The organism is Borborobacter arsenicus (genome assembly GCF_003934165.1).
Lineage (GTDB): Bacteria > Pseudomonadota > Alphaproteobacteria > Rhizobiales > Rhizobiaceae > Pseudaminobacter > Pseudaminobacter arsenicus.
The window spans coordinates 196,435-221,558 of the sequence record NZ_RKST01000008.1; the positions used below are offsets into that span (position 1 = coordinate 196,435).

General features: G+C 61.2%; 30 protein-coding genes. 14 read left to right on the forward strand and 16 right to left on the reverse strand.

Going from position 1 to position 25,124, the window contains the following annotated elements:
• Positions 1–22: 22 nt before the first annotated feature.
• The 4 genes from sufD to EET67_RS14535 all read right to left on the reverse strand — a co-directional run bounded on the left by sufD (position 23) and on the right by EET67_RS14535 (position 4,937).
• Positions 23–1,297 carry a Fe-S cluster assembly protein SufD gene (gene sufD, locus EET67_RS14520; protein WP_128626901.1) on the reverse strand — a complete coding sequence of 425 codons (1,275 nt, stop codon included), beginning with the start codon at positions 1,295–1,297 and terminating at the stop codon, positions 23–25.
• A 9-nt stretch (positions 1,298–1,306) separates the two neighbouring features.
• Entirely contained in the window at positions 1,307–2,062 is a 756-nt protein-coding gene (gene sufC, locus EET67_RS14525) for a Fe-S cluster assembly ATPase SufC (RefSeq protein WP_128626902.1), read from the reverse strand.
• A gap of 58 nt (positions 2,063–2,120) precedes the next feature.
• Positions 2,121–3,638 (reverse strand): Fe-S cluster assembly protein SufB, encoded by a 1,518-nt coding sequence (sufB, locus tag EET67_RS14530; RefSeq protein WP_128626903.1) that lies wholly within the window; start codon positions 3,636–3,638, stop codon positions 2,121–2,123.
• 120 nt (positions 3,639–3,758) lie between these two features.
• Entirely contained in the window at positions 3,759–4,937 is a 1,179-nt protein-coding gene (locus EET67_RS14535; RefSeq protein WP_128626904.1) for a cysteine desulfurase family protein, read from the reverse strand.
• 221 nt (positions 4,938–5,158) lie between these two features.
• Between EET67_RS14535 and EET67_RS14540 the strand changes: the two genes are divergently transcribed.
• From EET67_RS14540 to EET67_RS14600, 13 genes are all read left to right on the forward strand, one after another.
• A complete protein-coding gene (locus EET67_RS14540) occupies positions 5,159–5,833 on the forward strand; it encodes an alpha/beta hydrolase (protein WP_128626905.1) in 675 nt (224 codons plus the stop codon).
• A gap of 122 nt (positions 5,834–5,955) precedes the next feature.
• Positions 5,956–6,414, forward strand: coding sequence for a group III truncated hemoglobin (locus tag EET67_RS14545; protein WP_128626906.1), 459 nt, complete (start codon positions 5,956–5,958; stop codon positions 6,412–6,414).
• A complete protein-coding gene (locus tag EET67_RS14550) occupies positions 6,404–6,886 on the forward strand; it encodes a hypothetical protein (protein WP_128626907.1) in 483 nt (160 codons plus the stop codon). The genes EET67_RS14545 and EET67_RS14550 overlap by 11 nt, the downstream gene beginning before the upstream one ends.
• A 14-nt stretch (positions 6,887–6,900) precedes the next feature.
• The gene (locus tag EET67_RS14555; protein WP_342634668.1) at positions 6,901–7,359 is read left to right on the forward strand and encodes an RrF2 family transcriptional regulator; all 459 of its coding nucleotides are present in this window, start codon (positions 6,901–6,903) and stop codon (positions 7,357–7,359) included.
• 37 nt (positions 7,360–7,396) lie between these two features.
• Positions 7,397–9,043 carry a cytochrome-c oxidase, cbb3-type subunit I gene (gene ccoN, locus EET67_RS14560; RefSeq protein ID WP_128626909.1) on the forward strand — a complete coding sequence of 549 codons (1,647 nt, stop codon included), beginning with the start codon at positions 7,397–7,399 and terminating at the stop codon, positions 9,041–9,043.
• A gap of 4 nt (positions 9,044–9,047) precedes the next feature.
• Complete coding sequence (ccoO, locus tag EET67_RS14565; RefSeq protein WP_128626910.1) at positions 9,048–9,782, forward strand: cytochrome-c oxidase, cbb3-type subunit II; 735 nt, start codon at positions 9,048–9,050, stop codon at positions 9,780–9,782.
• A 4-nt stretch (positions 9,783–9,786) separates the two neighbouring features.
• A complete protein-coding gene (locus tag EET67_RS14570) occupies positions 9,787–9,957 on the forward strand; it encodes a cbb3-type cytochrome c oxidase subunit 3 (protein ID WP_128626911.1) in 171 nt (56 codons plus the stop codon).
• Positions 9,958–9,961: 4 nt separating this feature from the next.
• Positions 9,962–10,843, forward strand: coding sequence for a cytochrome-c oxidase, cbb3-type subunit III (gene ccoP / locus EET67_RS14575; protein ID WP_245450928.1), 882 nt, complete (start codon positions 9,962–9,964; stop codon positions 10,841–10,843).
• On the forward strand, positions 10,840–11,064 hold the full coding sequence (locus EET67_RS14580) for a hypothetical protein (RefSeq protein WP_245450930.1): 225 nt from the start codon (positions 10,840–10,842) through the stop codon (positions 11,062–11,064). The genes ccoP and EET67_RS14580 overlap by 4 nt, the downstream gene beginning before the upstream one ends.
• Positions 11,065–11,104: 40 nt before the next feature.
• A complete protein-coding gene (locus tag EET67_RS14585) occupies positions 11,105–11,884 on the forward strand; it encodes a DUF2189 domain-containing protein (RefSeq protein WP_128626913.1) in 780 nt (259 codons plus the stop codon).
• A 39-nt stretch (positions 11,885–11,923) separates the two neighbouring features.
• Positions 11,924–14,215: a cation-translocating P-type ATPase gene (locus tag EET67_RS14590; RefSeq protein WP_128626914.1), complete on the forward strand. Its 2,292-nt coding sequence runs from the start codon at positions 11,924–11,926 to the stop codon at positions 14,213–14,215.
• Complete coding sequence (ccoS, locus tag EET67_RS14595) at positions 14,212–14,358, forward strand: cbb3-type cytochrome oxidase assembly protein CcoS (protein WP_128626915.1); 147 nt, start codon at positions 14,212–14,214, stop codon at positions 14,356–14,358. Before EET67_RS14590 ends, ccoS begins: the two co-directional genes overlap by 4 nt.
• 79 nt (positions 14,359–14,437) lie before the next feature.
• Complete coding sequence (locus EET67_RS14600) at positions 14,438–15,127, forward strand: Crp/Fnr family transcriptional regulator (protein ID WP_128626916.1); 690 nt, start codon at positions 14,438–14,440, stop codon at positions 15,125–15,127.
• Between the two features lie 26 nt (positions 15,128–15,153).
• On the opposite strand, the gene EET67_RS14605 is transcribed toward EET67_RS14600, so the two are convergent.
• The 5 genes from EET67_RS14605 to EET67_RS14625 all read right to left on the reverse strand — a co-directional run bounded on the left by EET67_RS14605 (position 15,154) and on the right by EET67_RS14625 (position 18,643).
• Positions 15,154–15,630, reverse strand: a complete 477-nt coding sequence (locus tag EET67_RS14605) for a hypothetical protein (protein WP_128626917.1) — start codon at positions 15,628–15,630, stop codon at positions 15,154–15,156.
• A gap of 27 nt (positions 15,631–15,657) precedes the next feature.
• Positions 15,658–16,563, reverse strand: a complete 906-nt coding sequence (locus EET67_RS14610; protein WP_128626918.1) for a DMT family transporter — start codon at positions 16,561–16,563, stop codon at positions 15,658–15,660.
• 333 nt (positions 16,564–16,896) lie between these two features.
• Positions 16,897–17,436: a formaldehyde-activating enzyme gene (fae, locus tag EET67_RS14615; protein WP_128626919.1), complete on the reverse strand. Its 540-nt coding sequence runs from the start codon at positions 17,434–17,436 to the stop codon at positions 16,897–16,899.
• Between the two features lie 90 nt (positions 17,437–17,526).
• A complete protein-coding gene (locus tag EET67_RS14620) occupies positions 17,527–18,012 on the reverse strand; it encodes a hypothetical protein (RefSeq protein WP_128626920.1) in 486 nt (161 codons plus the stop codon).
• Between the two features lie 124 nt (positions 18,013–18,136).
• Positions 18,137–18,643: a DUF1993 domain-containing protein gene (locus EET67_RS14625; protein ID WP_128626921.1), complete on the reverse strand. Its 507-nt coding sequence runs from the start codon at positions 18,641–18,643 to the stop codon at positions 18,137–18,139.
• Between the two features lie 116 nt (positions 18,644–18,759).
• Here EET67_RS14625 and EET67_RS14630 point away from each other — a divergent pair, with 116 nt between their 5' ends.
• A complete protein-coding gene (locus EET67_RS14630) occupies positions 18,760–19,800 on the forward strand; it encodes a DUF1176 domain-containing protein (protein ID WP_128626922.1) in 1,041 nt (346 codons plus the stop codon).
• 2 nt (positions 19,801–19,802) lie between these two features.
• On the opposite strand, the gene EET67_RS14635 is transcribed toward EET67_RS14630, so the two are convergent.
• The 7 genes from EET67_RS14635 to EET67_RS14665 are packed head-to-tail and all read right to left on the reverse strand — an operon-like array spanning position 19,803 to position 25,067.
• On the reverse strand, positions 19,803–20,666 hold the full coding sequence (locus EET67_RS14635; protein ID WP_128626967.1) for an alpha/beta hydrolase family protein: 864 nt from the start codon (positions 20,664–20,666) through the stop codon (positions 19,803–19,805).
• Positions 20,667–20,709: 43 nt separating this feature from the next.
• Positions 20,710–21,309: a nucleotidyltransferase family protein gene (locus EET67_RS14640; protein WP_245450932.1), complete on the reverse strand. Its 600-nt coding sequence runs from the start codon at positions 21,307–21,309 to the stop codon at positions 20,710–20,712.
• The gene (locus EET67_RS14645) at positions 21,306–22,013 is read right to left on the reverse strand and encodes an XdhC family protein (protein ID WP_128626923.1); all 708 of its coding nucleotides are present in this window, start codon (positions 22,011–22,013) and stop codon (positions 21,306–21,308) included. The genes EET67_RS14640 and EET67_RS14645 overlap by 4 nt, the downstream gene beginning before the upstream one ends.
• Before the next feature lies 1 nt (position 22,014).
• Complete coding sequence (locus EET67_RS14650) at positions 22,015–22,353, reverse strand: XdhC family protein (RefSeq protein WP_128626924.1); 339 nt, start codon at positions 22,351–22,353, stop codon at positions 22,015–22,017.
• A gap of 15 nt (positions 22,354–22,368) precedes the next feature.
• Positions 22,369–23,619, reverse strand: a complete 1,251-nt coding sequence (locus EET67_RS14655) for a vWA domain-containing protein (protein ID WP_245450934.1) — start codon at positions 23,617–23,619, stop codon at positions 22,369–22,371.
• 4 nt (positions 23,620–23,623) lie between these two features.
• On the reverse strand, positions 23,624–24,550 hold the full coding sequence (locus tag EET67_RS14660) for an AAA family ATPase (RefSeq protein WP_128626925.1): 927 nt from the start codon (positions 24,548–24,550) through the stop codon (positions 23,624–23,626).
• Between the two features lie 22 nt (positions 24,551–24,572).
• Positions 24,573–25,067: a flavin reductase gene (locus tag EET67_RS14665; RefSeq protein ID WP_128626926.1), complete on the reverse strand. Its 495-nt coding sequence runs from the start codon at positions 25,065–25,067 to the stop codon at positions 24,573–24,575.
• Positions 25,068–25,124: the final 57 nt, after the last annotated feature.

The following is a 25,124-nucleotide window of genomic DNA, read 5'->3' on the forward strand; positions in this document are numbered from 1 at the left end:
GACTGCAAAATGCGACCGCTCCTCACCCATGCGTGGCGAACCAGGTCTCGATACGCGCTTCCAGCGCGTCCACCAGAGCCTCGTCTTCCAGTTCCTCGATCACTTCGGCAACGAACGCCTTGACCAGCAGCCCGCGCGCTGTCTTCTCATCGACACCGCGCGCCATCAGATAGAACAGATGGTCATGGTTGATCTCGGTCACCGTCGCGCCGTGGCCGCACTGCACGTCATCGGCGAAGATTTCGAGTTCCGGCTTGACCGAGAACTCGCCGTCATCCGACAGAAGCAGCGTGTTGCACGCCATCTTCGCATCGGTCTTCTGCGCCTTCTGCGCGACATTGATGCGCCCCTGGAACACGCCCTGCGCCTTGTCGGTGATGACGTAGCGCACGACCTCGGTCGAGGTGGTGTGCGGCACGGAATGGTCGAGCACCATGGTGACGTCGGTATGGGTATCGCCCGCCAGAAGATTGACCCCGCGCAGTGTGAACACGGACCCCTCGCCGGCGGCGTCGACTATGATCTCCTGGCGCACCAGCTTGCCGCCCGTATTCATCACGAACAGGGTGAGCTTGGCGTTCTTGCCGAGACTGGCCTTGAACTGCGCAAGATGCGTCGCCGTGTCGGCCTGCTCCTGCTCGATCAGCCAAAGCACCTCGGCATCGTCGCCAACCAGAAGCTGAGAGACTGAGCTTGCAAGTGCCGTACCCTCGCCGGCCTGCCGCTCCAGCACCGTGACGCGAGCGCCTTTTCCGATGCGCACCGGAAAACGCACATGCGTCTGGCCGCCAGCCTGCACGTTCTGGAGTTCGAGCGGTGTGGCAAGTTCGGTGCCGGCCGCGATGTCGACGAAATAACCGTCAGCCACGAAGGCGGTGTTGAGCGCGCCGACCGCGTCGTCATTGCCGTAAAGATCGAGTGCAGCCGCGGCGAAACTGCCATCGGCGAGCTTTTCGGCCAGGGGCTGGATCGTAACGCCGTCGAGCGTCGGCAACTTGTTCGTGGCAGCGACACCGTTCAGCACCGGAAGCACGGCCGATCCTTCCAGGATAGGCGAAAGCACTTCTGCCTTGGCCGATCCGTCATATTGCGGCACTGCCGTCAGCAGCCGGCGCAGGTCGGTATAGTGCCACGACTCGACCCGCTTGGTCGGCAGGCCGGCCTTCAGCCTCTCGATTGCTTCGTCGCGCCTGACCATGATTTCGCCATCGCCCGGCAAAAGCGACAGGCGCTCGCCGAAAGCATCGATCAGCGCCGTCTCGGCCGACGTCCGCTGTGGGATTGCGTGCATGTTCATGATCGTCACCTATGCCGCCTCTTCGATGATCCCGGCATAGCCGTTCGCCTCAAGCTCCATCGCCAGCGACTTGTCACCGGACTTGATGACCTGACCCTTGTAGAGCACGTGCACCGTATCGGGCACGATATGCTCGAGCAGGCGCTGATAGTGGGTGATGACGACGATCGCGCGGTCAGGCGAGCGCAGCGCGTTGACGCCATCTGCCACGATCTTGAGCGCATCGATGTCGAGGCCGGAATCGGTTTCGTCCAGCACGCACAGCTTCGGCTGAAGCAGCTTCATCTGCAGGATTTCGGCGCGCTTCTTCTCGCCGCCGGAAAAACCGACATTGAGCGGGCGCTTGAGCATGGCCATGTCCATGTCGAGCGTGCCGGCCGCCGCCTTCACGCGCTTCAGGAATTCGGGGATCGTCAGCGGTTCTTCGCCACGCGCCTTGCGTTGCGCATTCATCGCGACCTTCAGGAATTCCATCGTCGCCACGCCCGGTATCTCCATCGGATACTGGAAGGCGAGGAAGATGCCGGAAGCAGCACGTTCGGCAGGGTCCATCTCCAGGATCGACTCGCCGTTGTAGAGGATCTCGCCTTCGGTGACCTCATAGTCCTCACGACCGGCCAGCACGTAAGACAGCGTCGACTTTCCCGAGCCGTTCGGCCCCATGATGGCGGCGACCTCGCCAGCCTTGACGGTCAGGTTGAGCCCACGAATGATTTCGGTGCCGTCCTCGGCGATGCGGGCATGAAGGTTCTTGATCTCAAGCATTTTTCGTTCCGTTAAAACTGTTTCGTCTTGCGGCTTTAAAAGGCGGTGGCTGAGCCGATCAGCCGACCGAGCCTTCGAGCGAGATACCGATCAATTTCTGCGCCTCGACCGCAAATTCCATCGGCAGTTCCTGGATGACATCCTTGACGAAGCCGTTGACTATCAGCGCGATCGCCTCCTCTTCGGGAATGCCGCGCTGCATGACGTAGAACTTCTGGTCCTCGGAGATCTTCGACGTCGTCGCCTCATGCTCGAATTGAGCGGTCGAGTTCTTCGCCTCTATATAAGGAACGGTGTGGGCTCCGCACTGGTCGCCGATCAGCAGCGAATCGCAATTGGTGAAGTTGCGGGCATTCGTTGCCTTGCGATGCGCCGAAATCTGGCCACGATAGGTGTTTTGCGAAAAGCCGGCGGCAATGCCCTTGGAGATCACCCGGCTGGTGGTGTTCTTGCCCAGATGGATCATCTTGGTGCCGCTGTCGATCTGCTGGTAGCCGTTCGACACTGCGATCGAATAGAACTCGCCCTGGCTGTCGTCGCCGCGCAGGATGCAGGACGGGTATTTCCAGGTGATGGCCGAACCGGTCTCGACCTGCGTCCAAGAAATCTTGGAGCGGTCGCCGCGGCAATCGCCACGCTTGGTGACGAAATTGTAGATGCCGCCCTTGCCTTCGGCATCACCCGGATACCAGTTCTGGACCGTCGAATATTTGATCTCGGCATCGTCGAGCGCAATCAGTTCGACGACCGCCGCATGAAGCTGGTTCTCGTCGCGCTGCGGGGCCGTGCAGCCCTCGAGATAGGAGACGTAGGAACCTTCCTCCGCAATGATCAGCGTGCGCTCGAACTGGCCGGTGCCCTTCTCATTGATGCGGAAATAGGTCGACAGTTCCATCGGGCAACGGACGCCCTTCGGCACGAACACGAAGGAACCGTCGGTGAACACCGCCGAATTCAGCGTCGCGTAATAATTGTCGGTCGTCGGCACGACAGAACCGAGATACTTTTTCACCAGTTCGGGATGCTCGCGGATCGCCTCCGAGATGGAGCAGAAGATCACGCCGGCCTGTGCCAGTTCCTTCTTGAAGGTGGTGACGACCGAAACCGAATCGAACACCGCGTCGACCGCGACGCGGCCCGACTTGTAGACATTGTCGTTGGCTTCTTCGAGTTCGCTGGCCGCCGGCTTCTGCACACCTGCGAGGATTTCCTGCTCGCGCAGCGGAATGCCCAGCTTCTCATAGGTCCTCAAAAGCTCCGGATCGACTTCGTCAAGCGAGGTCGGCCCCGGCGTGCTCTTGGGCGCGGCATAGTAATGAATGTCCTGGAAGTCGATTTCCGGATATTGGACGCGAGCCCATTTCGGCTCCTCAAGCGTCATCCAGCGGCGGAAAGCCCCAAGGCGCCACTCCAGCATCCATTCCGGTTCGTCTTTCTTGGCCGAGATCAGGCGAATGATGTCTTCGTTCAGCCCCTTGGGGGCCTTGTCCATCTCGATTTCGGTCTCGAAGCCATATTTATACTGGTCCACATCGATCTTGCGGACCTGATCGATCGTCTCCTGCACAGCAGGCATAGGCGTTCTCCATCCACGCCGGGGTCAAGGCCCGGCAGTTTTCAAACTATGGCACCGCGTGGCGGCGTAAGTTCAATATAGTGTGTCCACGGGCGAATTCACCCCGGACACACCGGCTCCTTATGCCGCACAGGCGGCCTTGGTTCTTTCGGCGGACCGCGCCAGGATCGACGACAACGCCGCCTTGAACAGCGCCAGATCCGCTTCGGTCGTCATACGGCCGATGGAAACGCGCAGCGCCCCATCGGCGTTGTCGTACCCCATCGCCTTCAGCACATGGCTGGGCCCCACCTTGCCCGAAGAGCATGCCGACCCCGCCGACAGAGACACTCCGGCAAGGTCGAAGGCGATCTGCGCGGTTTCGGATTTGACGCCGGGGATAGCGAAAAAAGTCGTATTTGCAAGCCGCTCCACCTGCCGGCCGAAGATGGTGGCATCCGGTGCCAGCGCAAGGACGGCATCTTCCAGCCTGTCGCGCAACGTCCGCAGTTGTTCGACCTGGCCAAGCTGCACCGCAGACTCCTTCGCAGCCGCGCCAAAACCGGCAATGGCAGCGAGATTTTCCGTGCCGGCGCGAAAACCCCGCTCCTGGCCGCCGCCCGTCACCAGTGGCCGCGGCATCATCAGGTCGGATGCGCCGACAAACGCGCCGATACCCTTGGGCCCGCCCATCTTGTGAGCAGACAGGATAAGGAAATCGATGCCGCCGTCCGCGAGATCGAGCACAATGCGGCCTGCCGCTTGCGCTGCGTCCGCTATCAGCACCCCACCGGCAGCCTTGACGGCTGCCCCGATTGCGGCCAGCGGCTGAATGACGCCAGTCTCGTTGTTGGCGGCGTGAATGGCGACCAGCGGCAGGCCTTCCGCCTTGTCATGCCGGTCCAGAGCTTGCGTCAGCGCCTCAAGGTCGAGGATGCCGTTTCCATCGACGCCGAAGCGGGTAACCTGGCTTACCGGGAAACGTCCGCCGCTAAGCAGGCAGGGGTGATCGGCCTCACAAACATAGAGCTGTGACATTCGAAGTGCGGCACGGCCCATCTGCCAATCAGGCGTCAGCAGGGTCGATGCCGCCTCCGTCGCACCAGAGGTGAAGACGACATGATCATGTCGCGTGCCCACCAATGCAGCAATATCGCGGCGGGCTTGTTCGATGATCTTGCGCGCCGCGCGCCCCTCACTATGTACAGAGGATGGATTGGCGGTCAGATCGAGAGCGTCAAGCATTGCCTGGCGCGCCGCTGGCAAAAGCGGTGCGCTGGCATTGTGGTCGAGATAGGCGCGTGAAGCAGCCTTTTCCACTCTCTCGGTTTCCTCTTTAGCCGCAAAAGCCGGGCGGACGTTATTTCCTTGAATTTCCAAGGCAAGACGTCCTATTTAGCCGCTTTGTCGGACAGGTGGCCTGCCACCCAGTTTTGAACAATTCTAAACTAGCTTTTAGAAAGACGCTGGCCCCGCGTCAAGGCTGTTGGCGGAATTGTTGCAGGTTTTAGTCCAGTTTTACGCAGCGAGTGGAGTTACACATGCCCGAGGTCATTTTTGCCGGACCGGCCGGTCGATTGGAGGGCCGATATCAGCCCTCGAAGGAGAAGAACGCGCCGATTGCCATCATCCTGCACCCGCACCCGCAATTCGGCGGCACGATGAACAATAAGATCGTGTACGACCTCTTTTACATGTTCCAGAAGCGCAACTTCACCACGCTGCGCTTCAACTTCCGCGGCATCGGCCGCAGCCAGGGTGAATTCGACCATGGCACCGGGGAATTGTCGGATGCGGCTGCCGCGCTCGACTGGATACAGTCGCTGCACCCGGATTCCAAGAACTGCTGGGTCGCCGGCTATTCCTTCGGTTCGTGGATCGGCATGCAGCTTCTGATGCGGCGGCCGGAGATCGAGGGCTTCATCTCGATTGCGCCGCAGCCCAACACCTATGATTTCTCGTTCCTGGCGCCCTGCCCGTCATCGGGCCTGATCATTCACGGCGATGCCGACAAGGTAGCCCCTGCAAAGGACGTGCAAGGGCTGGTCGACAAGCTGCATACCCAAAAAGGCATCACCATCACGCAGAAGACACTTTCGGGCGCCAACCATTTCTTCTCCAATGACGCCGAATTGCTGATCGCGGAATGCTCCGACTATCTCGACCGGCGCCTGGCTGGCGAACTGGCCGACCCCCGACCGAAGCGCTTGCGCTGACGCCACAATGCCGCGCTGCGACAACTTGGTGTTGCAGTGCGACATTTAATTCCCTTGCCGTTGTGTTTGCCCGAAGCCTAACTGGTATCTGCAATACCAATTAAGGTTTCGGCAGCGGGACAATGGATCTGGAACGCATAGAACGGGCGCGTCCCGCGGCGGAACAACCGCTCATCCATGACGGTGTGGATCGCGCCTTCATCGGCCGCCTGGTGCGTGAATTCTATGCTCGCGTTCGCCGCAATGAGCGCCTTGGCCCGATCTTTGCTCGCCATATCGCCGGCGACTGGGAACCGCATCTGGAAAAGATGACGGACTTCTGGTGTTCGGTGATCTTGAAGACCGGCGCCTATCAGGGGCGCCCGGTTCCCGCACATCTGAAGCTCAAGGAGGTGGTCGAAGGCGACTTCGCCATCTGGCTCGGCATATTCGCCGAAACCGCGCGTGAACTTTGCCCGCCGGAAGTTGCCGCGATTTTCATCGACCGTTCCGAACGGATCGCGCGCAGCCTCAAGCTGGCAATGTTCTTCCAACTCCCCGCACGAGGTGCCGCGCTTGCGGCAGGTGAAAATGGCAATTGATTCAGACAGCTCCGCTCGCCGTCAAAAGCGGTTTGGCAATGCGGCACTGGCCTTTGTGGCCTTGTTCTGGCTGGGGCTGCTGTGCGGCGTTTCCTTCCTGGCTACTCCCGTCAAGTTCCAGGCCCCGTCGCTCGATCTGCCGACGGCACTGGAAGTGGGGCGCGTCACCTTTGCCCTGCTGGCAAGGGTCGAATGGCTGATGGTCATCCTGCTTGCCGGCTCGCTGGCGCTTGGCAGTCTCACGCGGCCGAGGTTGATACTGGCAACCGGGCTCCTCGCCATCGTTGCCCTTCAGTCGCTCTGGCTCCTGCCTGTCCTGGACGCGCGCATCGAGGCGATCGTCACGGGCAACCCGTCGTCGCCGACCTACCACCACATGCTCTACGCCGTCAGCGAAGTAGCAAAAGCGATACTGCTTTGCGTGCTCGGCGGCCTCGCCCTTGCCGGCCTGGGCGCACGCAGCAGGTCCTGACCCTAGCCATGCGTATGAGCCTGCAGACCGACTATGCGCTGAGGATGCTGATTTATTTGGCCTTGCGCAAAGAAGAATCGAGCACGGTCAGCGAAGTTGCGGCACGATACGGGTTGTCACACAATCATCTTTTGAAAGTGGCATTGCATTTGAAAAACCTAGGGTTGGTAAAGACGACAAGGGGGCGATCGGGCGGCATACGCCTGGCGTGTGAGCCGCAGCAGATCGGAATCGGCATGCTGGTACGCAGCATGGGCAGTGATTTTGCGCTGGTGGAGTGCATGAAGGCCGATGGCGGCGCCTGCATCCTCACACCCGCTTGCCGGCTCAAAACCATCATTTGCGAGGCGCTGGACGCCTATCTGTCGGTCTTCGACAAATACACGCTCGCAGATCTTTTGACGAACGCCAACGATCTGCGGACAATCCTGGGCATCGACCAGGAAACCGCCGCGGAACAATCGGCTGCATAGACTTTTCGGCCCGGAACTAAACGCAAGGAACCGACACATGGTCGCTCAACTCACATCAGGCGAACGCCAGCTCTCGCTGGTCGTGCTCTTCCTTTTAGGCCTTGCCGGCCTCGCCATGGGAGTGGCTGGCCGGGGCGACCCGATCGGCGTCCACGGCCTCATGGTGCTGGTAATCGCCGCCGGCCTGGCCTTCGTGGTGATGGCCTCTTTCTATGCGCCGGAGCCGTCCCCCGAACGGCTCGACCATTATTATGACGACCCCAGCAAGGTCGGCATCGTACTGACCATGATCTGGGCGGTGATCGGCATGTTCCTCGGCGTGTGGGTCGCAAGCCTGCTGGCCTGGCCGGACCTGACCTTCGATGCCGGCTGGGCGAGCTTCGGCCGGTTGCGGCCTGCCCATACCAGCGCGGTCATTTTCGGCTTTGGCGGCAACGCGCTGATCGCCACCTCCTTTCACGTCCTCCAACGCACCTCGCGCGCACGACTGCCCGATCAGTTCAGCCCGTGGTTCGTGCTGATCGGCTACAATATCTTCTGCGTGATCGCCGCTGCCGGCTATTTCATGGGTGTCACCCAGTCCAAGGAATATGCCGAGCCCGAATGGTACGCCGATATCTGGCTGGTCATCGTCTGGGTCGTCTATTTCGCGATCTATCTGCGCACGCTCGCGCGGCGCAAGGAACCGCATATCTATGTCGCCAACTGGTATTACATGGCCTTCATCCTGGTCGTGGCGATCCTGCATATCGTCAATAACCTGGCCGTGCCGATCTCGCTTGGAAGCGCCAAGAGCTATTCGCTCTTTTCCGGCGTGCAAGATGCAATGACGCAGTGGTGGTACGGCCATAACGCGGTCGCGTTCTTCCTCACCGCGGGCTTCCTGGGCATGATGTATTATTACCTGCCCAAGCGTGCCGGACGGCCGATCTTTTCCTATCGGCTTTCCATCATCAGTTTCTGGGGCATTACCTTCCTCTATATGTGGGCGGGCTCCCATCACCTTCACTACACCGCCCTGCCGCAGTGGGTGCAGACGCTTGGCATGACGTTTTCCGTCGTGCTTCTGGTGCCGTCCTGGGCGTCGGCCGGCAACGCGCTCGCCACGCTTAACGGGGCCTGGCACAAGGTGCGCGACGACGCCACGCTGCGCTTCATGATGGTTGCAGCAGTGTTCTACGGGCTGACGACCTTCGAAGGCTCGTTCATGGCGATCCGTCCGGTCAACTCGCTGTCGCATTACACCGACTGGACCGTCGGTCACGTCCATGCCGGCGCGCTCGGCTGGGTGGCGATGATCACCTTCGGCTCGATCTACAGCATTGTGCCGTGGCTGTGGAAACGCGAGCGCATGTACTCGGCCCGCCTGGTCGAAGTCCACTTCTGGTTAGCCCTTGCCGGAACCATCATCTACGTCTTTGCGATGTGGAATTCGGGCATCATCCAGGGGCTGATGTGGCGGACCTACAATGAGAGCGGCACGCTGACCTATTCCTTCATCGAGTCGCTGGTCGCGATGCATCCCTATTACATCGCGCGTGCCTTTGGCGGCCTGCTGTTCCTGACCGGTGCCGTGGTCGGCTCCTACAATGTCTGGATGACCATCCGCAGCGCGTCGGCATCGCTTGCCAAACCAACCGAAGACATGCCGGAGGCCCGGCTTTCCCCCGAGCCGGCGGAGTAGAACAATGGCTGAATTCTTCCATCGCAAACTTGAGCGCAACGCCATCGGCTTCGTGGTGGCGATCGTGGCGGTCGCCAGCATCGGCGGCCTGGTCGAGATCGCGCCGCTCTTTACCATCGACGAGACGGTCGAGGATGCACCCGACATGCGCGTCTACACGCCGCTCGAACTGGCCGGCCGCAACATCTATATCCGCGAGGGCTGCTATGCCTGCCACAGCCAGATGATCCGCACGCTACGCGACGAGGTCGAACGCTACGGCCCCTATTCGCTTGCGGTCGAATCCAAATATGACCATCCAATGCTGTGGGGCTCCAAACGCACCGGACCCGACATTGCCCGCCTCGGCGACAAATATTCCGATGCCTGGCATGTCGCCCACCTGATCAACCCGCGCGACGTGGTGCCGGAATCGGTCATGCCCAAATATGGGTGGCTGGCACGCAATGCGCTGCGCACCGACGATCTGGGCCTGCATCTGAAAGCCATGAGCCGGGTCGGCGTGCCTTACACGCAAGAGATGATCGACAACGCCACCAATGATGCATTCGGGCAGGCATCGCCTGACAGCAGCTTTGCCGGCGGCGTCACTGAACGCTACGGCGAAGCCACCCATGTGCGCGCCTTCGACGGCGATGCCGCACGGCTGACCGAGATGGACGCGCTGGTCGCCTATCTCCAGATTCTCGGCAAGCTGACCGACGCCGCACAGCCCAAAACCGCGTCTGCAGAGGAATGAGCACATGGACTTCAGCCATGACACGCTTGTCGCCTTCTCCAAGAGCTGGGGGCTGTTCTACCTGCTGGCCATGGCTGCGGGCGTATTGATCTACACATTCTGGCCGTCGAACAAGAAACGGTTCGATCGGGCCAAGAAGAGCATTCTCGACAAAGATGACAAACCGGGGAAGTAAAGCCGTGGCACTGGAAAAACGCGATCCCGTCACCGGACGAATGACCACCGGGCATGAGTGGAATGGCATCGAGGAGTTGGAGACGCCCATCCCTCGGGTGGTGATCTTCTTCCTCGTCGTCACCATCCTGTTTTCCATCGGCTACTGGATATTCATGCCGGCCTGGCCGTTGGGCTGGACCTACACCAAGGGCCTGCTCGGCATCGACCAGCGCACGACGGTAGAACAGCAGGTCGAACAGGCCAAGGCCGAGCGTGCAGTCTGGATGGACCAGATCGAACAGATGGATTTTGCCACCATCCAGGCGGATTCTGCGCTGATGGGGGTCGTGCAGGAGGCCGGCGCCACGCTGTTCGGTGACAATTGCGCGGTCTGCCATGGAACGCGCGGCACCGGCGGCAAGGGTTTTCCCGATCTTGCCGCCAAGGCATGGCTCTGGGGCGGCGATCCCGAAGCGATCGCTGAAACGATCCGCGTCGGCATCAACTCGCCGCATGAGGAAACGAGGACTTCGCAGATGCTTGCCTTCGGCCGTGACGGCATGCTCGACCGCACCCAGATCGATGATGTCCTGGCCTATGTGCAGTCGATCGGAACAGCGTCGGAACAGGCACAGCCAACGCCGGAAGCCGCCGCCAGGGGCAGCGAGATCTTTGCCGAGAATTGCGCTTCCTGCCACGGCGAGGACGCCAAGGGCATGCACGATCTCGGTGCACCGGACCTGACGGATGCAAGCTGGATCTATGGCGGCGATCTCCAGACGCTGCACACGACCGTCTATTCCGGGCGGCAGGGACATATGCCGGCCTGGGAAGGCCGTCTTTCCGCAGCCGACCGCAAGATCCTGACGCTCTATGTGCTCGCGCTGCCGCAGGAGAAGCAATGACCATCGATGCCGACATCAAGATGGCCGCGCCGCAACGCCGGACACGCATCAGGCTCATCGTCGGCGCGTGCATCGCCGTCGGGCTTGCGGTGTTTGTGGCTGCAAACGTCCATCTGGTTTATGTTTCGGTGACGTCCCAACCCGATTGCGTGGCTCATGCCAAGGAAACGGGAAGCGGTCCGGCAAGGACGGTCTATCGGGCCGCCCGCTCATCATGTTGACATGCCGCGACAGGCGGATTTGACAAAAAGGATTATCGGCATGGAAACCGTCGATGCAACGCACACACCGATACCTGTCGGAAGCCGTAACCGGGGCTTGCCGGCAAGCGCCGCCTTCGACTGGTTGCGCGCGGGATGGCATGACCTGACCATCCATCCGGGTCCGAGCCTCGCCTATGGCGTGGCGGTATTTGCGGTGTCGCTCGGGGTCGTGGCCTGCCTATTCTATCTCGGGCTGGATTACATCCTGTTTCCGGCAATTGCTGCCTTCCTTGTCGTCGGCCCGCTCGTTGCCATCGGGCTCTATGAGAAGAGCCGGCGCATCGAAGCTGGCGAACCGGTCACCCTGGGTCGTATGCTCTTTGTTCGTGCAGCCTCGGGTGCACAGGTGATCTTTACCGGTGTCATCCTCTGCGGGCTGGCGCTGTTGTGGATGCGTGCCGCCGTCATCCTCTACGCGCTGTTCTTCGGCCTGCGGCCATTCCCCGGCCTCGATCACATTGCCGAGATGCTGTTCACCACGGGCATCGGCTGGGCAATGCTCATCACCGGCACCATTGTCGGCGGGCTGTTTGCAGCTTTCGCCTTCGCCATCAGTGCCTTCTCCGTGCCGATGCTGCTGGATAAAAAGACCGATGTCTTCACCGCCATGGGCACCAGCATTTCGCTGGTCTGGAACAACCTGCCGGTGATGTTTGCCTGGGGCACGATCGTGCTCATGCTGACCGCCCTCGGCTTGGCTACGGGTATGATCGGGCTCATCATCGTGTTTCCACTGCTCGGCCATGCGACCTGGCATGCCTACAAGGCGTTGCATTGAGATCCGGGCGGGCGAACATAAGGAGCGGATGACCGCATCATGAGTTGTTGCGCGGCCGGCGCCGAAGCGGCGCTGCAAATGGATGGTATCCAGCCGGTCTCGGCAGACGAACTTCGCCTGGCCAGCCGCGATCTCGGCGACGGCACCCGCCAGACCGATCTCTCGGTTCCCGGCGTCCATTGCGGAGCCTGCATCGCGGCGGTGGAGAAAACCCTGTCGGCGCTGCCGGGTGTGGAATCTGCCCGCGTCAACCTGTCCATGAAGCGGGTTGCCGTCAAATGGCGAGCGCTGGATGAAACCCCGCCGGACCTGATCGGAGCACTCGACGCCATCGGCTATGAGGCGCATCTGTTTTCTTCTGCCACCGACGAGAAGGACCCCGAACTGTCGCGCCTGATCAAGGCGCTGGCGGTCGCGGGCTTCTCGGCGATGAACATCATGCTCCTGTCGGTATCCGTCTGGTCGGGAGCCGATGCAGCCACGCGCCATGCATTCCACCTGATTTCGGCTGCCCTGGCCTTGCCTGCGGTCGCCTATTCGGGGCGCATCTTCTATCTTTCGGCGTGGTCGGTGCTGCGGCGCGGCCGGACCAATATGGATGTGCCGATCTCGATCGGTGTTTCCCTGGCCGTCGGTCTCAGCCTCTACGAGACCTATTACAACGCCCCCCATGCCTATTTCGATGCCGCGACCTCGCTGCTGTTCTTCCTGTTGATCGGCCGCACGCTCGACCATGTCATGCGTGAACGGGCCCGGTCGGCGGTTGCCGGGCTCGCCCGCCTCTCACCGGCGGGCACAACGATCATCGCCGAGGGCGGCGAGCGGCGCTACGTTCCCATCGCGGAGATCCAGCCGGGCGCGATGATGCTTATCGCAGCCGGTGACCGCATTCCCGTCGACGGCGTGGTCGTGCAAGGCGCCTCCGAACTCGACTGTTCGCTGGTTACCGGCGAAAGCGCGCCGCTTCGCATCGGCGTCGGCGCCAAGGTGCAGGCGGGCCTGATGAACCTCACCGGCCCGCTGACGATCGAGGCCACGACACGGTCTGAAAACTCGTTCCTCGCCGAAATGGTGCGAATGATGGAGGCAGCCGAGGGCGGGCGGGCGCGATACCGTCGGCTGGCCGACCGTGCGGCGGCTCTCTATTCGCCGGTCGTGCACACATTGGCGCTGCTCACGCTTATCGGCTGGATGGTGCTGACCGGCGACTGGCACAACTCCATCACCATTGCCATTGCGGTCCTCATCATCACCTGCCCCTGCGCGCTCGGCCTTGCCGTGCCTATCGTCCAGGTGGTCGCGGCGCGGCGCCTGTTCGAGCGCGGCATCATGGTCAAGGACGGCTCGGCGCTGGAACGGCTGGCCGAGGTCGACACCGTCCTTTTCGACAAGACCGGGACGCTGACGCTTGGGACACCGAGGCTCATCAATACCGGGGAGATCAAGCCCGAGGCATTGGCCATCGCCGCCGGTATGGCCGCCGGCTCGCGGCATCCCATGGCGTCAGCAATTGCTTCCAGCACGCGCCGCAGTACGCTGGAACAACGGTCATTCGACGCGATCTCCGAACATCCGGGCCTGGGAATCGAGGCTCGCTCGGGCAACGATCTTTATCGCCTGGGGCGCGCCAGCTGGGCACTCGATAATGGAGGCGATGAAGCGGACACCGATGCCGTCTCCATTTCGATCCTTGCAAAGAATGGCAGGATTCTCGCCCGCTTCGCGTTTGAAGACAGCATAAGGCCGGGCTCGCTTGCGGCTGTGAACGGATTAAGGCAGCTTGGCATGTCGCTTGGAATAATCTCCGGCGACCGGGCGCCTTCTGTCGAGGCTGTCGCCTCTGCGCTGGTGGTCGATGACTTCCGGGCCGGTCTGCTTCCCGCCGACAAAGTGGCGCATATCGCCAAGGCCGGAGCATCGGGTGGCAAGGTGCTGATGGTGGGAGACGGCTTGAACGACGCCCCTGCCCTTGCTTCCGCCTATGTCTCCATGGCGCCGGCGACCGCCGCCGATATCGGCCGCAATGCCGCCGATTTCGTCTTCCTGAAGGACAACCTCTCGGCGGTGAAGGAGGCGGTGGATATCGCTCATCGGGCGAAGGTCCTCATTCGCCAGAATTTCGCGCTGGCCATCGGCTACAACGCCATCGCAGTGCCGGTCGCCGTGTTCGGCTATGTCACGCCGCTGGTCGCGGCCGTCGCTATGTCGCTCTCATCGGTAATCGTCGTTGCCAATGCGATGCGCTTGAGATCACCACAGGCAGCGCCGGCTCCCGCCGACACCAGCGCAGTTTCCGGCGTTTCCCTGCGTACAGCAGCGGCAAAGCCATGAGCTATCTGGTTTTCCTCATTCCGATTGCCATCCTGCTTGGTCTTGCCGGGCTCGGCGCCTTCATGTGGTCATTGCGCTCCGGCCAGTACGACGATCTTGACGGCGCGGCAGAGCGCATCCTGATGGATGACGATAAGGAATAGGCGGGCCGCAGACATGTCGCGCCGGTCGTCTCGCCTGCACCGCCGGGGCGTGCTATGCTTGCGGTCATTATGAGGCCATATGCTCCAATATCAGGACGGCGATACTGATCCCGAAAAGCCGCAGCATTTCGCACGGCTGGAAGCACAAAACTTCGAACTGCTGTTCACCGGCTGCCCGGTTGAGCGCTACGAACCAGGCCAGCATCTGTTCATGCAGGAAGATGCCGCCACGCATGTTTATGGCGTTATCAGCGGCAAGGTGGAAATCTCGATCTACTCCCCTGGTGGGCGCAAGCTGGTCGCGAATATCGAGCGGCCGCAAAGCCTCGTCGGCGAGATCGGCGCGTTGGATGGCGGCCCGCGCACCGCGACCGCCACATGCCTGAGCGAATGCGAACTCGTCTCCGTCAGCCGGACACAGCTTTTCGATCGTATCGGAAAGCATCCCGACCTCGCACGCGCAGTCATCGCCCTTCTATGCGCAAGGCTGCGCTGGGTAAGCAGCGAATTCGGCGACCAGGCGCTTTTGAAGATCGAGGCCCGGCTGGCCAAGCGCCTGCTCTATCTGTCGAGTTTCATGGCGGACGCGGAAGGATGGATTTCCATCTCCCAATCCGACCTTGCCGATTTCCTCGGCGCAACGCGTGAATCGGTCAACAAAACATTGCATGATTGGCGCGCGCACGCGCTGATCGAGACCCGGCGCGGCGCCATCCGCGTCAGCAATGAAGCAACGCTGGCCGAATTATGCGAACTAGAGGAAGGCTGAGCGCTGCGGATTAGAAGGCCCGCGCATCAGCTCGCCAACGCCAGGCGCCGCCGTGCACCGGGAGCACGCAGCAACCCAAGCGAGGCAGACGGCAGCGCAAGTTCCATGCCGTGCGCAACAGCGGTGGCAACCGAATTGCTGTTTCGTGTCAGTATCGAATAGCGCAAGCCGGAAATGGAAATCCGCCCGGCCAGCTCGATGCCTGCCGCCCAGCGCATGGCAATCTCGTCGCGGGGAGCCTCCAACAACACGGTCGAGCGCGATGTCGGCCGAATATGGAATTCCGGGAAACGCACCGGATCGCGTTTCGAATAATCCGTTTCGACGGCAGTCAGGCGGCCGAAAATCGCGGCATAGTTGAAGGTTCCGTCAGGATTGACGGCGCCGCCATTGATCTCGAACAGCGGCGTCCCGTCATAATCGGTCCAGACCAGAAAATTGTGGTTCGGAATACCCGCAAACCTGGGGATGGGATAGGAACCAAGCATGATGCGGTGGTTCATGGACGAGCGCCTTCCTTGCCGCCCGCTTCAACCTTTTCGGGCAATCATGATGCCGGCCAGGATGACGATACCACCAATCGCCTGCATTGCACCTAACGGCTCGCTGAGCAGCACCCACGCCAAGATGGCGGCCACAACCGGCTGAATCAAGAGCGTCAATGACGAGAAGGCCGGCGGCAGCCAGGCCAAGGCAAAAATTATCAGCCCCTGCCCACCGGCATGCGTGAACCAGGCAAGCCCCAGCAAGATCGCCCAGCCATAGAATGTCAGCGGCCAAAGGTCGGTTTCGAGCAAAAGCGCCAGCGGGGCCATGAACACCGCTGCAGAGCCCGTGGTCCACAACAGCGTGGTGAGCGTGGAGAATCGGCTACGCAGCCGTCCCAGCGAGAGGATATAGCCGGCATAGAAGACCGAGGCTCCCATGGCGATGGCATCACCTGCCAGGTTGCCGCTGCCAAGAGCCTGCGGCCCGCCCCTCAGAATGACGACGCCTGCAAGTGCCAGCGTCAGGCCGGCCAGGAAGATCCGCGTAATCGGCGTGCGGAAGATCAGCCAGCCGCCCAGAGTCACGAAGATCGGTGCCATATTGGCAAGCAGCGTCGCGTTCGCCACCGACGTCTTGTAAAGCGCGATATGCCAGGCTGCGAGATCGCCGGCCAGCATCAAACCCGGCAGGACAAGCGCCAGACGGTCTGCCAAACCACGCGGCCGGGTCTCGGTGCCGGTCGCTCCCGCGGAATTGGAACCGTACCACAGCAGCAGGGGCAGCATGGCAAGGCCAACGCGCCAGAATGCCGTCGCCATCGGCCCCACTTCCGACAGACGCACGAAAATCGGCGAACAGCCAATGGCGATGCCGCCCAGAAGCAGCGCCGCCAGCGCCCAGCGCTGCGGGCGCGAAACCGCTGCGGCGGTAACTACGGTGGTACTCATATTGCAATAGGCCTTTAACGGTCAGGAGGCGCTTCATTAGAGCGGCGGATGCCCGGATAAATCCGGGCTGCCGCTCTATCTGTTTGTTTTGCCGCATTTGTGCAACGCCAAGCGATTCCACTTGGCTGCAAAATGCTCTAGCGCCTCCCGAGCGATGGAAGCACTACCAAGCCAGCCCAATGAGGGGGCCAGACTGGGGCGAACATCGCCAATATCGGGCAGAAACAATGACCACAGCGCCGCAATCACCTTGAGGTGAGCGGCGCTGTGGCTTTTTACATCAGGGCATAGCCTTTCCGAACTGCTCCGGATCTCGGCGATGCCGTGAAGACCTTAGTAGTCGATTACGCCATCGAGTGCGTAGTGCTTGATGGTCTTGCGGTTGGCAATCAGTTCATCAACCGTCGGCTTGCCGGTCATGGCGCGCGTAATGGCAAGTTTGGTCGCCTCGTAATTGGTCCGATAAAGGTCCTTCTTGTCGAGGTTTTCGTCCTCGGCACAGCGCGGGTCGAGCCACACGGTGATGATCATGCACAATTCGTCGGCCTGGTCCTTCGGCAGGATGTTTTCTGCGAGGCAATCGACGATTGCATCGCCCATGGCTGCCTGCACCACGCCGCCGAGCAGTTCCGCATAGGCCATGCTCTTGATGGTGACCTTGGTGGTCATCAGCGTCGCCGGCTTTACCGCCTGGTTGAGGTCACGCACGACGAACATGCGTGTATGGCCCTTCACCTGCCCCATCATCGAGGCAAAGGCCTGGCCAACCGGACCCCTGACCGACCCGATCACCACCTCCGGCATGGCGTCGGTCGCCTGCCCTTCCACCGCCAGAACAGTCGCTTCGCCCGTACGGAACCAGATTTCACTCATATGCATTTTCCTTTCACCCGATTGAACAAAAACCTTATCGGGATGATCAGCCAAGGTCCAGTGGCAGAAAGTCGCCCTAGGCGCTCGATCTCAGCGCTTCGTCGAGCGTGCGGCGCGCCGCTTGGCGTCATCGATCAGCATATTGGCAATCTGCATGCGGACCATGGCGCGCTGTTGCAGGTGCGGAGCTACCCGGTCGGGATGATTTGCAAAAGCAAAATCCCGGCGCAACCGACCGAAATCCACTCTTGGCTTGCCGGTCCCAAGCCCCAGCTCGGCCGCGATTGAGTCCGGATCGATAGGAGGCAGCTTCTCCTCGGCAACACCAAGTTCGGCCAGGCGCTCGAGATTGGCCAGAAGTGCTGCGAAGCTGCCTTCATGGCCCGTTTCCGCCTCGCGATATTCGGCTGCGGCGTGATCGGGGGAAACCTTGATCCGGCCGGAATGGAGTTCTTCAGCAACGGAGAGATAGTCCATGCGGATCACAGGTGACGGAGCAATTTCCGCCGCGCGCGGCGGCGCGGCAAAAAGATCGTCGAGCAGCGCTGCAAAATCGCGATCGGCACCGGTTCCCAATCAAGCCCCCCTTGCCGTCAAATCGCGACAACTTCGTATCAGGCGGATACTAGGGAAAGCTCGTTAAAAATGGCTTGGCGCGAGCGCGAGAATTTTATCGATGCCGCATCGGGCACCCTGCCGTTCAACTGCCGCCGATGAAGTCGCGCTTGTGAAGATCCACTCCGTTGTGACGCAAAATGTCGTAGGCGGTGGTGACGTGGAAGTAGAAATTCGGCAGCGCATAATGCAGCAGATATTGCGCACCGCTGAAGGAAAACAGCCGTCCGCCGCCCTTGATTTCGATCACACGATCTTCCGAGCCGTCGATATCTTTCTGCTCGAACGTCTTCAGGTAATTCCGTGTCTTTTCGATACGCGCCTGCAATTCACCGAAGGTCGCTTCCGTATCCTCGTATCGGGGCACTTCACGCCCTGCGAGCCGCGATGGCGCACCCTTGGCGTGGTCGGTCGCGATCTGCACCTGGCGTGCAAGCGCAAACATGTCGGGCGCCAGCCGCGCGGTGAGGAAGATATTCGGGTCGATCCTGCGTTCGGTTGCATCCGCTTCGGCACGGGACAGGATGTTGGACAGATTTTCAAGCATGGACAGGAATACAGGCACCGAGGCCTGATACATCGACAAAGTCATTGGCAACCTCTTGCATGACCGGAATGGTCATCCGGAGCTAACGCCCACGAAGCCAGAGATGCAAGCGCCATGGCCGCGCCGCATTCCATGTTAGATTCGTAGCGTGGAGATTCGCGATGAAAGCACTGCTTGCCGCCACTGTCTCAATGCTCCTAGCGCAATCCGCGGCCGCGGCGGAGCCCGCCTATCTGGATGACCGTTCGGACGCTGCCTCGCTTGTCCGCTCGCTCTATAACGCGATCAACCGGCAGGAATATTCACGCGCCTGGGAGTATTTCGGCGACGTCAAACCTGCCAAGGATTTCAATGGTTTCGTGGCGGGCTATGAACAGACCAGTGAGGTCGAGGTGATAACTGGCGACGCCGGCGTGGAAGGGGCTGCGGGTAGCACCTATTTCAACATCCCCGTCGCCATCCTCGCCCGCAACAAGGATGGCAGCGAGGCGGTGTTCGCTGGCTGCTATACGGCGCGGCTTGTCAATCCGCAGGTACAGGAGCCGCCCTTCAGCGGGCTTCACATCGAAAAAGGCGTACTTAAGCCAGTGGAAGGCCCGTTGGCGGAGGCCCTGCCCGCAAGTTGCGGCGATGGGCCGGCGCCCGCACCAAAGGATGCCGCGCTCGAACAGGCAAGAGCTGCCTTCGTCGCCACCCATACCACCCAGTGTGGCTCGCTATCTCCCGGCCAGGAGGATGGCGTAACCGAGCCGGACGATTACACGATCAACTTCCACGGCAGCCACGATGCCGAAAGCGAGCCGGAGCGCAAGGCGCGGCTCTTCCGATTCTTCTGCGCGGCGGGCGCCTATAATGAAGTGCATGTCTATTACCTGGCAAACGATGCCGGCGAGGTGCGGGAACTGCACTTCGCCACGCCGGAACTCGACATCCACTATGAGGGCGGCAACAGCGAGGGCAAGGTCGAGGCGATCAATGTCGTCGGCTATCGCGCCGTCGGTGAATTGCTCAACTCATCCTTTGACGAAACCACAAGGACGATCACCTCGCATGGCAAGTGGCGAGGCACCGGTGATGCGGCATCGAGCGGGACATGGCTATTTCGCGACGGCGATTTCAGCCTCGTCCAATACGATGTCGATGCCTCCTATGACGGCGAGGTCAATCCGCAGACCGTCCTCGACTACAACACGGCTCCCTAAACTCACGGAGTTGCCGAAAGCATCCAATTCAAGGCCTGGCGCCAATCCGTCATGCGGATCGGCGTGCCGTGAGTGCCGGTCTCGAAGCGCACGAAGCGGGCCGGGTAACCCGGTGCCTTGGCAGCGATGGAACGGAAGAAGGCTTCCTGCTTGTCTACCGCAAAAACCGTATCGCGGCTGCCATGCCCGAAGAACACGGGGACACGCCGCTTGAAGGCCGGGCTTGAGAAGAATTTCTCATCCCAGAGCGAGCCGAGCAGCAGCAGCCCGGAAATATGCTGGCTGGCCTGACGATCCGTTGCCAGCTGCCAACACAACATCCCGCCCATCGAGCCGCAGGCAACGAAAACCGGTGCGCCGGGTGAATTCTCGGCGTAGTGCGCGATCAAGGCCGCGATTTCGGCCGCACCCTTTTCACCAAAGTCGGAAAAATCCGGTGAGAGATAAAGGCCGTCATTCGCCGCCATCAGGTTCTTCAGGCGGTTGAAATTGCCGCCGAAAGTGTAGTCATCGACGCCCTGCTTGCGGCTGCCGCCCTGCCCATGCAGGTAAATGACAATAAGCTTGGCTTTCTCGCCTGTGCCGACAGCGATGTGACGAATCTCGCCGCTATCTGTCTTCAGCACCAGATCCTTTTGGGCGCGCCGCACACTGGTCGAAACATATTTGGCACGCACGCGCCGCTCAGGAATCTCGTCGCGGCCGTTGATATCGCGCATCTCACGATAATCGACCACCGTATAGGCACCACCATCGGACGTCGAAATTAGGTCCGGATAGGCGAAAAGCTCGTCCTTGTAGGGCGCAAGCGCCTGGCCTGCACTGTTCGCTGGTAGGACGGTGGCCAGAACTATGGTGGCAGCCAGTCGGGACAGAACGGAAGCCGACTTCCTGCGTGCGGATTTCCGGTCAGGTTTCCTGGAGCACGCCACCGGCACGCGCCATCGCATCCCTGGTATCGACATCGACGGAAGCGCCAACACCGATCTCGACGTCGATGACATTTTCCCTCTCATTTTCAATCAGATGCCGGGCACCGGTGTCGCCCTGCAACAAGGATATAACGGGGAAAACCGAACGCGGCAGAAGCACCGGATTGCCACGCTTGCCATTATGGGTGGCCCGCACAATAGGCAAGGTGGAGTCTGCCGTAAATGCGTCAATGACGCGATTGAGGTCATCCGTCGTGACCCCCGGCATGTCGCCCAACACGATCAGGGCAGCGGCGGCATCGACCGGCAGCGCCGAGACGCCTGCCTTCAGCGAGGACGACAGGCCGGAGGCAAAATCCGGGTTGTGGGCAAATCGCACATTGAGCCCCGACAGCGCCGCTTCGATACGTTCCGCCTGATGGCCGGTGACGACAATGATTCCGGCCGTATGCGCAGCAAGCGCGCGCTCCACCGTCTGCCTGATCAGCGGCCGGTCGCTGAACAGCGCCATCAGCTTGTTCGGTCCACCCATGCGGCTCGACCGCCCTGCGGCCAGAACGATGGCATGGACGCTCACGCCGCTTCCCCCTTCGTTTCGGCCATGCCCCGCGAACGCAGCGCCTGGATGATCTGCGCCAGGACGGCGACGGCGATCTCGGCTGGACTCGCCGCGCCGATGTTCAAACCGATCGGCGAATGGATTCTTGCAATTGCCTCTGCCCCGACGCCCATGGCTGCAAGCCGCTCACCCCGACTGGCATGCGTCTTGCGGCTGCCCAGCGCGCCGACATAGAAACAGCCGGTTTCAAGCGCGGCTTTCAGCGCAAAATCATCGATCTTCGGATCATGCGTCACTGCCGCAAGGGCGGTGTAAGTATCAAGAGGCCGGTCCTTCAACACCACCTCGGGCCACTCGGCAAACAGCGGAACATCGGGAAAACGTTCCTTGCTGGCAAAGGCCGTGCGCGGGTCGATGATCTCCATGTCGAACCCGGCCAGTTTCGCCATTGGCGCCAGCGCCTGGCTGATATGCACCGCGCCGATGACCACAAGCCGCGGATGCGGGATATGGACATTGAGGAAAAATGTCCGCCCTTCCACTTCCACCGATCCGGAGCGGCCGCTGCGAAAAGTCTCGCCGATCGCCTCGCCCAACGCACCGCCGACGACATCGCCCTCGCGAACGATGCGGTCGCGGCCGTCGCCAAGATCAGTCACCAGCATGACGGCGCGGCGCGTACGGCGCTCGGCATTGAGCTTCTTGAGATGCAACGGGTCCATGTCAGCCCACCCGCTCGACATAGACCTTGATGCGGCCACCGCAGGACAGTCCGACCCGCCAGGCCGTTTCGTCAGCAACACCGAATTCCAGCATCCGTGGCTTGCCGCTTTCGATCACATCGGTTGCCTCGGCAATCACCGCACCTTCCACGCAGCCGCCCGACACCGAGCCCTCAAAATTACCGTCAGCATCTATGACCAGATGACTGCCAACCGGCCGGGGCGCCGAGCCCCAGGTTTCCACCACGGTGGCAATTGCCACTTCCTTGCCGTCGCTCATCCAGCGCTCGGCTATGGCCAACGGATCGCGGCTTTCATCCAGATAGGCATTGGTTTCCATGATAGTCCTCCTGATTCAGGCGGCATGCAGCGCTTCCATGCGCAGCCAACGGCGCGGATCGGCATCGCTTGTATGCGCCTTGTCCAGCGATGCGCACAGATCGGCAAGCGCATTGAGATTATGCACGGCGCGGAACTCGTCGACATGCGGCAGCATGGCCTTGACGCCGCGTGCGCGCGGCTCGAAACCATCGAAGCGCAACAGCGGGTTGAGCCAGATCAGCCGCCGGCATGACTTTCGCAGCCGCTCCATCTGCTTGCCCAGGTCATCGACCTCGTCGCGTTCCAGCCCATCGGTGATCAGCAGCACGATAGCGCCCTGCCCCAGCACTCGGCGCGACCAAAGCCTGTTGAACTCATGCAGGGTATCACCGATGCGGGTGCCGCCGGACCAGTCGCGAACGGCGGCCGAGCAATCGGCCAACGCCTCGTCGGGGTCGCGATGGCGCATCTGACGGGTCAGGTTGGTCAGCCGCGTGCCGAAGACGAATGTGTGAACCCTGCGCCGCTTTTCGGTCAATGCATGCAGGAAATGCAGGAAAATCCGCGTGTACTGGCTCATCGAGCCGGAAATATCGGCGAGGACCACCAGCGGCGCATGGATTTCGCGAGGGGTTCTGAATTTCGGCAGGATAAGCCCGCCGCCGGAGCGTGCGGCCGCGCGCATGGTGGCGCGCGGATCGATGCGGCCGCGATAATGGGGCTTGAACCGCCGCGTCCTGATCGTATCGAAGGGCAATCGCAGTTCAGCAATCGCGCGCTTGGCGTCGCTGATCTCGGCAGCGCTCATCTGGGCGAAATCCTTGGCGTGCAGAACCTCACTGCCCGAAGTGGTAAAGCGCGCGTCGATTTCATATTCCGGTGGCATCTCGCGCGGCGGCCTATTCTGCTCCTGCCCATCGAACAAAGCCTGGCTGACGCGCGTTTCGGCGGCGCGCGGCTTCTGCTTCTCGCGATTGGCGGGCGCCACCGGCGAAAACATCGCGATCATCTTTTCGACCAGCTCGCGCGACTTCCAGAACAGGCGGAAAGCTTCGTCGAACACCGCATGGTCCTCGTGCCGCGACACCAACACCGCATGCAGCGTCCAGTAGAAGTCGTCGCGCGAGCCGATGCCGGCGGCAAGCACTGCCTCGATCGCATCCTTGACCGACGCCGGCCCGACGCGCATGCCGGCCTTGCGCAGGCTGCGGGCGAAATAGACGATATTATCGGCGATGCGCCCTTCCGGGTTGGCAGATTCAGGAATGGGCTGGAAGGCGTCCACGGTTCTACTCAGCCGTCGAAAGCTCTGCCTTTACCTCCTTGAGGATACGGCGGCCTTCGCCCTGCTCGATGCGCGCTATGTCGTCCTGGTATTTGAGGAGCACGCCAATCGTGTCCGAAATTGTCTCCGGATCGAGCGCGACCTTGTCGAGTTCGGTCAAGGCGCTTGCCCAATCGATCGTTTCGGCAACGCCGGGCACCTTGAAAAGATCAAGTTCGCGCAGCTTCTGGATGAAACGGACGATCTCGGCCGACAGTCGCCGATTGGCGTCCGGCACCTTGCGGCGCACGATCTCGAGTTCGCGCGCAGCATCGGGGTAGTCGACCCAGTGATAGAGGCAGCGCCGCTTCAGCGCGTCGTGGATTTCACGGGTGCGGTTGGTGGTAATGACGACGATTGGCGGCTCTTTTGCCTTGATTGTCCCCAATTCCGGCACCGTTACCTGGAAATCTGACAGGATTTCGAGCAAAAACGCCTCAAATGCCTCGTCCGTGCGGTCGAGTTCGTCGATGAGAAACACCGGCGCATTGCCTTCCTCGCCGGTCAGTGCATCCAGCACAGGTCGCCGGATCAGATATTTTTCCGAAAAGACGTTGCGCTCCAATTGGCTTCGATCGACCGAGCCTGAAGCCTCGTCCATGCGGATCTCGATCATCTGGGCGGCGTAGTTCCACTCATAGACCGCCGAGGAAACATCAAGTCCCTCATAGCATTGCAGCCGGATCAACCGCCGTCCAAGCGCCTTGGCCAGTACCTTGGCGATCTCGGTCTTGCCCACGCCGGCTTCGCCCTCGAGAAACAGTGGCCGTTTCATGCGCAGGCTCAGAAACAGTACCGTCGCCACGGAACGGTCGGCGACATAGTCGGCGGCAGTCAGCATATCGAGTGTTTCATCGATGCTGCGCGGTGCCGGCGATGCTGTCTTGGTCATTGCTCTTCCCTGGCCGACTACCTCAAAGCACGCGGTAGTTGCGGGCATGGTAGAGGAGCGGCTCGAAATTATCGCCAATGCGCAAGCCTGTCACCTTGCCAAAAAGCACACGATGCGTGGCCAAATCCTTGGTGTCGATCAACTCGCAGTCGAACACGGCAAGCGCGTCGGCCAGCGTCGGGGCACCGCTGGAAAGCGTGTCCCACTGCCCCAGCGCAAAGCGTGCATCGGGCGTCAGCCCGGCGGCTCCGGAAAAAGCCGCGGCCAAGGGCTGATGGCGGGCGGAGAGCGTGTTCAGCGCAAAATTGCCATTTTCGACATAAAGCCGATTGTTGGGGTTCTCGCGATTGAGGCACACCAGCACCATCGGCGGGGCATCGGAGACCGAACAGGCGGCAATCACGGTTGCGCCGCGGCGGCCTGCCGGCCCGTCCGTCGTCACGATATGGACGGCTCCGGCAAAATGGCTCATCGCATCGCGATAGGCCTGGGGTTCGATATCGTTCTTCTTCAGCACCTGAAAGCCCCGTGACGACAAGTTGTCCGGAATATATGGCGGGCACCGTGGCGTCAC

Excerpts from the sequence above, each read along its gene's own strand:
- EET67_RS14610 (WP_128626918.1), bottom strand. The coding sequence starts at position 16,563 with ATGAGTACCACCGTAGTTACCGCCGCAGCGGTTTCGCGCCCGCAGCGC.
- EET67_RS14625 (WP_128626921.1), bottom strand. The coding sequence starts at position 18,643 with ATGACTTTGTCGATGTATCAGGCCTCGGTGCCTGTATTCCTGTCCATG.
- EET67_RS14585 (WP_128626913.1), top strand. The coding sequence starts at position 11,105 with ATGGAAACCGTCGATGCAACGCACACACCGATACCTGTCGGAAGCCGT.
- EET67_RS14650 (WP_128626924.1), bottom strand. The coding sequence starts at position 22,353 with ATGGAAACCAATGCCTATCTGGATGAAAGCCGCGATCCGTTGGCCATA.
- sufC (WP_128626902.1), bottom strand. The coding sequence starts at position 2,062 with ATGCTTGAGATCAAGAACCTTCATGCCCGCATCGCCGAGGACGGCACC.
- EET67_RS14550 (WP_128626907.1), top strand. The coding sequence starts at position 6,404 with ATGGCAATTGATTCAGACAGCTCCGCTCGCCGTCAAAAGCGGTTTGGC.
- sufB (WP_128626903.1), bottom strand. The coding sequence starts at position 3,638 with ATGCCTGCTGTGCAGGAGACGATCGATCAGGTCCGCAAGATCGATGTG.
- EET67_RS14660 (WP_128626925.1), bottom strand. The coding sequence starts at position 24,550 with ATGACCAAGACAGCATCGCCGGCACCGCGCAGCATCGATGAAACACTC.
- EET67_RS14605 (WP_128626917.1), bottom strand. The coding sequence starts at position 15,630 with ATGAACCACCGCATCATGCTTGGTTCCTATCCCATCCCCAGGTTTGCG.
- ccoO (WP_128626910.1), top strand. The coding sequence starts at position 9,048 with ATGGCTGAATTCTTCCATCGCAAACTTGAGCGCAACGCCATCGGCTTC.
- fae (WP_128626919.1), bottom strand. The coding sequence starts at position 17,436 with ATGAGTGAAATCTGGTTCCGTACGGGCGAAGCGACTGTTCTGGCGGTG.
- ccoS (WP_128626915.1), top strand. The coding sequence starts at position 14,212 with ATGAGCTATCTGGTTTTCCTCATTCCGATTGCCATCCTGCTTGGTCTT.
- EET67_RS14555 (WP_342634668.1), top strand. The coding sequence starts at position 6,901 with ATGAGCCTGCAGACCGACTATGCGCTGAGGATGCTGATTTATTTGGCC.
- EET67_RS14630 (WP_128626922.1), top strand. The coding sequence starts at position 18,760 with ATGAAAGCACTGCTTGCCGCCACTGTCTCAATGCTCCTAGCGCAATCC.
- EET67_RS14590 (WP_128626914.1), top strand. The coding sequence starts at position 11,924 with ATGAGTTGTTGCGCGGCCGGCGCCGAAGCGGCGCTGCAAATGGATGGT.
- EET67_RS14580 (WP_245450930.1), top strand. The coding sequence starts at position 10,840 with ATGACCATCGATGCCGACATCAAGATGGCCGCGCCGCAACGCCGGACA.
- EET67_RS14570 (WP_128626911.1), top strand. The coding sequence starts at position 9,787 with ATGGACTTCAGCCATGACACGCTTGTCGCCTTCTCCAAGAGCTGGGGG.
- EET67_RS14600 (WP_128626916.1), top strand. The coding sequence starts at position 14,438 with ATGCTCCAATATCAGGACGGCGATACTGATCCCGAAAAGCCGCAGCAT.
- EET67_RS14545 (WP_128626906.1), top strand. The coding sequence starts at position 5,956 with ATGGATCTGGAACGCATAGAACGGGCGCGTCCCGCGGCGGAACAACCG.
- ccoN (WP_128626909.1), top strand. The coding sequence starts at position 7,397 with ATGGTCGCTCAACTCACATCAGGCGAACGCCAGCTCTCGCTGGTCGTG.
- sufD (WP_128626901.1), bottom strand. The coding sequence starts at position 1,297 with ATGAACATGCACGCAATCCCACAGCGGACGTCGGCCGAGACGGCGCTG.
- EET67_RS14645 (WP_128626923.1), bottom strand. The coding sequence starts at position 22,013 with ATGGACCCGTTGCATCTCAAGAAGCTCAATGCCGAGCGCCGTACGCGC.
- EET67_RS14540 (WP_128626905.1), top strand. The coding sequence starts at position 5,159 with ATGCCCGAGGTCATTTTTGCCGGACCGGCCGGTCGATTGGAGGGCCGA.